Source organism: Streptococcus suis (assembly GCF_019794555.1).
Lineage (GTDB): Bacteria > Bacillota > Bacilli > Lactobacillales > Streptococcaceae > Streptococcus > Streptococcus suis_AB.
In genome coordinates this window covers 1-5,723 of sequence record NZ_JAIMEP010000052.1, presented here as the reverse complement: position 1 = coordinate 5,723, position 5,723 = coordinate 1, and the positions used below count along the sequence as shown (strand labels likewise).

At 38.8% G+C, this 5,723-nt stretch carries 5 protein-coding genes and 2 pseudogenes; 1 reads left to right on the top strand and 6 read right to left on the bottom strand.

Features of this window, described 5'->3' with window-relative positions:
• Window positions 1-1,057: IS1182-like element IS1182 family transposase (locus tag K6V48_RS11410; protein WP_222369807.1), on the top strand; the 1,057-nt coding region annotated here is incomplete at its 5' end.
• Between the two features lie 720 nt (window positions 1,058-1,777).
• On the opposite strand, the pseudogene K6V48_RS11405 reads toward K6V48_RS11410, so the two are convergent.
• The 6 genes and pseudogenes from K6V48_RS11405 to K6V48_RS11380 form a co-directional block, all read right to left on the bottom strand.
• A pseudogene (locus K6V48_RS11405) lies at window positions 1,778-2,435 on the bottom strand (dihydrofolate reductase family protein).
• Between the two features lie 110 nt (window positions 2,436-2,545).
• The gene (locus K6V48_RS12160) at window positions 2,546-2,902 is read right to left on the bottom strand and encodes a WYL domain-containing protein (RefSeq protein ID WP_000374054.1); all 357 of its coding nucleotides are present in this window, start codon (window positions 2,900-2,902) and stop codon (window positions 2,546-2,548) included.
• Window positions 2,903-2,925: 23 nt separating this feature from the next.
• Window positions 2,926-3,498 carry a helix-turn-helix transcriptional regulator gene (locus K6V48_RS12155; protein ID WP_001079938.1) on the bottom strand — a complete coding sequence of 191 codons (573 nt, stop codon included), beginning with the start codon at window positions 3,496-3,498 and terminating at the stop codon, window positions 2,926-2,928.
• 275 nt (window positions 3,499-3,773) lie between these two features.
• A complete protein-coding gene (gene aph(3')-IIIa / locus K6V48_RS11390) occupies window positions 3,774-4,568 on the bottom strand; it encodes an aminoglycoside O-phosphotransferase APH(3')-IIIa (RefSeq protein WP_001096887.1) in 795 nt (264 codons plus the stop codon).
• A 92-nt stretch (window positions 4,569-4,660) separates the two neighbouring features.
• Window positions 4,661-5,208 (bottom strand): annotated as a pseudogene (sat4, locus tag K6V48_RS11385) (streptothricin N-acetyltransferase Sat4).
• On the bottom strand, window positions 5,205-5,723 hold a 519-nt coding region (locus K6V48_RS11380), incomplete at its 5' end, for an aminoglycoside 6-adenylyltransferase (protein WP_216450136.1). The gene K6V48_RS11380 and the pseudogene sat4, both read right to left, overlap by 4 nt.

Below are 5,723 nucleotides of genomic sequence, written 5' to 3'. Positions count from 1 at the left end.
GTTAATAGATGATTTAAAGGATGAACTTTCTATAGAAGAGATTGAAAGGATTCGTCAATCTTTGGAAGAAAAGGAAAATCAATTAATTGAAGCGATTGACCAAACCGAAACAGTAGAAGAACGAAAATTACTTCGTAAAGAAAAATCTGAAGTTCATAAGCAGAAGAAGCGATTCGATGATTTTGCCCAAAGAAAAATGAGCTACGAAGAACAATTAGTGATTATGGGTGTACGCAATAGTTTCTCAAAGACGGATCATGACGCTACTTTTATGCGAATGAAAGAAGATCACATGCTTAATGGCCAACTAAAACCAGGTTATAATATTCAACTTGCGACAGAAAATCAATTTGCTCTTGCTTATGATTGTTATCCAAATCCAACAGATACACGAACATTTATCCCATTTCTTGAAAAGATTGAATCAAAAATAGGTTTACCAGAAAATATTGTCGCAGATGCCGGTTATGCAAGTGAAGAAAATTATTGTTATGTGTTAGACGAAACAGAATCCACCCCCATCATTCCGCATCAAGGTTACTTAAAAGAGAAGAAACGCGCCCATAAACAAAATCAGTTTCATCGAGATAATTGGACTTACAACGAGTTGGATGATTACTATATTTGTCCCAATCAGAAAAGAGTAGTGTTCTCACATTATTCACAACGTAAAGATAGAAATGGATTTATTCGAAACTTCAAAATCTATGAATGTGAAGATTGTACAGGATGTCCATTGAGAGAGAAATGTACCAAAGCAAAAGAAGGAAAAAATCGACGTTTGAATATTAATCCAACCTGGGAATATATAAAAATAAAAGCGAATGAAAAGATAGAAAGCAAAGAAACAGCCTCATACTATGCGCAGCGAAAGATAGATGTCGAAACAGTTTTTGGAAACATTAAACAAAATATGAAATTTAAAAGATTCCATGTCCGAGGAGCTGAAAAAATTTTTAAGGAAATGGGACTTGTATTTCTTGCGCACAATTTTAGGAAATTAGTAACTAGAGTAAGGAAATATGAGGGAAAAACAATCATACAAAACCAAATATAGGGGGAAAATCCTCTATATTTCATCCAAAAAAAACAAAAATCGAAGACATCTTTCACGGGTGCCTTCGATTTTTTGGTTCAAAAGGGACTAATGGGTCAGCCCCCTCAAAATTACCAGAGATTAAGCTCAGCCAGATATAAGGACTCCAGCCTTACTTTCTACGCAACAACGCCACACACTCCACATGCCTTGAGTGGGCAAAAAAGATGTCGCACCCCACTGGTATCCCCTTGGCGGAAGCCCATATTTCTGAAACAGTCGCCTGGATAGGCTATTTTTCATTGATTTGGTGCCTGCTTTTGCGTTACAATCCAAGTAATTGTAAGCAATAAAGCCTTCAAAAGCATGTTGTCCTCTTGAAGGCTTTATTCGGTACAACTTTAAAATTGGTTTACTTATCTTTATCTTCCTCTCTAAGATACTTAACTAGCCCCGGATAATTGCTTATCCTTACAGTTCGGATCAATTAGAATTAGCCGAAAACGGCGGCGAAGAAACGAACCACCGAGAAGCACCGCCGCATTGCCGAGCTTGATACCCTCATTGAACGACTGTATGCGGACCGGAAAAGGCGCGGTTGACCGCCTTGCCCTCAAAGGCTTAGGGGCATATCAACTATATATTGGGGCCGAGTGCCGTTACTTTAACACCGCCGCTAGCCATGAGCTTATGCTTCCTTTAGGACACTGTCCCAACAGACACTTTTTAAAGTATGCTGCACTAATCCTTATTTTTCACAGCATAGCGCAATGACAGACAGCCATGTTCTGCATTCTCTGTTCCCTGCAATTCCAAATTAACTTTTTCAGATAACAGAAGGTTATCAAATAGTTGTTTTTCTTTATTACCTACAAAACATGGTGATATCACAAGACTGATTTCATCAATAAGTCCGTTTTCTAATAATTTGTTGGTTAATCCACCGCCACTGTCTGTCCGCATGTATTTACACCCATATTGCTCATGCAGGATCTGAAAGGCTTTTTCATAGTCCACATGATCATTTCCTGACACAATATATGGGTAATGCCTTTCCTCCAAATAATTCAAATATTCCTTCGGAGTGGCAGTTGATACCAGAATGACAATTTCCTTCAGATATCCAAGATTTCTTAAGCAATGAAGACTTCTCAAGATACCTCTGCTGTCAGGTATGACTCCTATTGGTCTGGGGTCCTCCGGGCTTGTTATGATTTTCTCAAAATCAGCCTCTGTTTCAGCAGGATATTTTTCAAATGCAGTAAAAACAGTATTGGACCCAAACAGCACCGCATCCGAATGAATTCCCCCGGCAACCTGGTAGTAAACTTCCGGATTATCAAAGCCTTTAATGCGGCCATCAAGGCTAATTTGTGTGCATAATTATCTTTGGTTTCATATTTTTCAATCCTCCTTTTTGATAGTAGAATATCATAATACACTGACAGCTGTATGTCAGCAGGGGATATGAAACCTTACAAAAAATACATAACAGACCAATCGCTTTCTCTAAATCAAGTTTAGGCAGTGATTCGTAATTTGTGCCAGGTGTTTACGGGTTATGCATTTTAATTCATCAGGTTGGACTATTTCAATGCCTGATCCATATTCAATCAGCTGCTTGCTCAATATCTCAAAGGAATCTGTCTGGAATTCGATTTCCATTTTACTTCCCAAATCGGTTTCTTCAAGGAAGCCGAGAGAATACCTGTTCTTGATAGAATTGTATGTCTCCCCTTTTTCAGCTCTAAGAATTACATTATATAGTTTTTTATATGAAAGCATTTGTTTTAATATTTGTTCCAAAGAGCCATCATGGCTTTGACAGAGCTCTTCTTCTATGCAAATGCTTTTAATCCGATCCACACGAAAATTCCTATATTCATTTCTTAGCCTGCAAAACCGATTAAGTACCAGTTCTGTTCATAAAACCCCAGTGATATAGGCTCTATCATTCTGCTTTCCGGTTCTTGCCCTCCTGATGCAGGATATTGAATTGATATTACCCTTTTATTGCAGATTGCAGTCTGAATTGCTGCAATAACGTTATCCGCCAATGTATTTTTCTGTCCAGATGTGCTGTACACGTTAATACTGTTCTCCAACTCCTGTGCATAGTTTTTTTCACCATGCTTCAAAATAGATTTGATTTTATACATAGCTGAATCAAAATCCTTTATAAATGATTCATCTCCATGGCAATTTAAAAATTTCCCTGCTGTAATCAATGCACCCACTTCCGCCGCTGTAAACATTACCGGCGGAAGTAGGAAGCCCTCTACAAGAAAATATCCTTTTCCGGCCTCAGATCCAATTGGTATTCCGGCTTCTTCAAGTGTCCGGATATCTCTGTAAACTGTCCTTAAGCTTATATTAAATCGCTGTGCAATTTCTTTGGCAGGAATTATTTTTTTTGATTGCAGCTGAATAAGAATAGAGGTTACTCTGTTAATCCTGTTCAAATTTTATTCCTCCTCTGTGACTTCCATAAAAAGTATATCCTATGCGTTCTTAAGCTAGCTGCTGTTAGTGCTTCTCATTGCACCCTGGTTATAAAAGCCATACTCACAAACCTCTTCACCAAAACTCTTTACATCTCTAATATAGAACTCTATCTAGCGAACTTTTAGAAAAGATATAAAACATCAGAGTATGGACAGTTGCGGATGTACTTCAGAAAAGATTAGATGTCTAAAAAGCTTGTAGTTAAAGCTTTTTAGACATCTAAATCTAGGTACTAAAACAATTCATCCAGTAAAATATAATATTTTATTTTCTCCCAATCAGGCTTGATCCCCAGTAAGTCAAAAAATAGCTCGACATACTGTTCTTCCCCGATATCCTCCCTGATCGACCGGACGCAGAAGGCAATGTCATACCACTTGTCCGCCCTGCCGCTTCTCCCAAGATCAATAAAGCCACTTACTTTGCCATCTTTCACAAAGATGTTGCTGTCTCCCAGGTCGCCGTGGGAAAAGACAAGTTCCTCTTCGGGCTTTTCCGTCTTTAAAAAATCATACAGCTCGCGCGGATCTTTAAATGGAGTGTCTTCTTCCCAGTTTTCGCAATCCACATCGGCCAGATCGTTATTCAGTAAGTAATCCAATTCGGCTAAGCGGCTGTCTAAGCTATTCGTATAGGGACAATCCGATATGTCGATGGAGTGAAAGAGCCTGATGCACTCCGCATACAGCTCGATAATCTTTTCAGGGCTTTGTTCATCTTCATACTCTTCCGAGCAAAGGACGCCATCGGCCTCACTCATGAGCAGATTGCTCCAGCCATCATGCCGTTCAAAGTGCAGGACCTTTGGAACAGGCAGCTTTCCTTCCAGCCATAGCATCATGTCCTTTTCCCGTTCCACATCATAGGTGGTCCCTTTATACCGGCTGTCCGTCATTTTTAAATATAGGTTTTCATTTTCTCCCACCAGCTTATATACCTTAGCAGGAGACATTCCTTCCGTATCTTTTACGCAGCGGTATTTTTCGATCAGTTTTTTCAATTCCGGTGATATTCTCATTTTAGCCATTTATTATTTCCTTCCTCTTTTCTACAGTATTTAAAGATACCCCAAGAAGCTAATTATAACAAGACGAACTCCAATTCACTGTTCCTTGCATTCTAAAACCTTAAATACCAGAAAACAGCTTTTTCAAAGTTGTTTTCAAAGTTGGCGTATAACATAGTATCGACGGAGCCGATTTTGAAACCACAATTATGATAGAATTTACAAGCTATAAGGTTATTGTCCTGGGTTTCAAGCATTAGTCCATGCAAGTTTTTATGCTTTGCCCATTCTATAGATATATTGATAAGCGCGCTGCCTATGCCTTGCCCCCTGAAATCCTTACATACGGCGATATCTTCTATATAAGCGTACCGATTCCAATTTTTTCGCAGTTTAACTTTTCCGACGCATTTATCGTCTTGGTAGTAAAGATATATTATATTATCTTATCAGTATTGTCAATATATTCAAGGCAATCTGCCTCCTCATCCTCTTCATTCTCTTCGTCTTGGTAGCTTTTTAAATATGGCGCTTCATAGAGTAATTCTGTAAAGGTCCAATTCTCGTTTTCATACCTCGGTATAATCTTACCTATCACCTCAAATGGTTCGCTGGGTTTATCGATATCTTTCAGGTGCCCTGCTTTCATTTCTGTAATCACTGTTCCCGCCTCTCTTCTATATCAGCGGCATATGTGCTATCCAGGCAGCCGGTTTTACCAGTGTATTTTTTATACATGTCCCTGGTATATTTTGTTATATTCCTATCATACTCCGGATAGGCATAATGAAGCCTTTCCGCCACCTCACCGGATACCGCCCTGAACAATTGATGGCATAGAAATAATGCTTCCCATATGTTTTCATAGGAATCCATCCGGTAGGTGGACAAAAGTTTCTCCCACAAATCCTCGGATATATACCTTTCAATAAACTTATAGTTCTTGCCTACACTTAATTTAAAGCCTGTTTCGATGCCGACCTTCCATGATATCATTCTCAGCAGCTCATGGCGAACAATCTGATTAAAATGATCAATAGCAAATAAAATTTCCTTACGGCACAATCCTTTAATAACATAAGGTGTTACATTCCAAAATTCATTGCAGCAATCATCATACTCCCTTGCGCTTGGCTTTCTTACATGATAATCTATATCAGTCGGAACTATGTCCCT